The following is a 1,105-nucleotide window of genomic DNA, read 5'->3' on the forward strand; positions in this document are numbered from 1 at the left end:
AAAGAGGCAGTTAAAAATCCCCTGGCAGAAAACCAGAGGATAGAGTTTATTTCATGGTTGGGAAGAGTAGGACATCACGGATAGTGGTTGTATCAGTGAGGAGCATGCAGAGACGATCGATACCAATACCCAAACCACCAGTTGGTGGCATACCGTATTCAAGGGCTTCAATGTAGTCGTAGTCGATACCTGTTGCTTCATCATCCCCAAGCTCTTTAGCTTTAGCTTGAGCTTCAAAACGGCTAAGCTGATCGATTGGGTCGTTCAACTCTGTAAAGGCATTACCGTATTCCTTAGTCATGATAAAGAGCTCAAAACGGTCAGTAAAGCGTTCGTCTTCAGGATTTTTCTTCGCGAGTGGAGAGACAGCTACTGGATGACCGTAGACAAAGGTTGGTTGGATCAAGGTTTCTTCGACAAATTCTTCAAAGAAAGCATTGATAATGTGACCAACTTCAGTGTAGTGTTTCTCAACTGGAACTTTCTTCTCAGCAGCGACAGCTTTAGCTTCTTCCAAAGTCATGTCTTGCCAGAAATCTACACCAGTAATTTCTTTGATAGCATCCACCATGTGAACACGTTTAAATGGTTCGTTGATTTTGATTTCAGTTCCTTGGTAGTTGACTGGGCCGTCACCTTTAACAGCTTTAGTAGCATGTTGGATAATGCCTTCCGTCAAGTCCATGATGTCTTGGAAGTCTGCATAAGCTTGGTAAACTTCGATAGAAGTAAACTCAGGGTTATGAGTGGCGTCCATTCCTTCGTTACGGAAGATACGGCCAATTTCATAGACACGTTCCATACCACCAACGATAAGACGTTTCAAGTGAAGCTCAGTCGCGATACGAAGCACCATGTCAATGTTTTGGGCATTGTGGTGAGTGATAAATGGACGAGCAGCAGCACCACCGGCTTCATTATGAAGAACAGGTGTTTCCACTTCAAGGAAGCCTTTTTGGTCAAGGTAACGACGAATTTCAGAGATGATTTTTGAACGAGTGACAAAACGTTCAAAGCTTTCACGGTTAGAGATCAAGTCAAGGTAACGTTTACGATAGATGGTTTCAACGTCAGTCAAACCGTGGAATTTCTCTGGAAGCGGACG

General features: G+C 43.6%; 1 protein-coding gene. It reads right to left on the reverse strand.

The genetic code is table 11. From position 1 onward, the window contains the following. Positions 1-46: 46 nt before the first annotated feature. On the reverse strand, positions 47-1,105 hold a 1,059-nt coding region (gene lysS, locus SORDD16_RS04445; RefSeq protein WP_061452521.1), incomplete at its 5' end, for a lysine--tRNA ligase.

The sequence above is a fragment of the Streptococcus oralis genome, assembly GCF_001578945.1.
GTDB classification, from domain to species: Bacteria; Bacillota; Bacilli; order Lactobacillales; family Streptococcaceae; genus Streptococcus; species Streptococcus oralis_Q.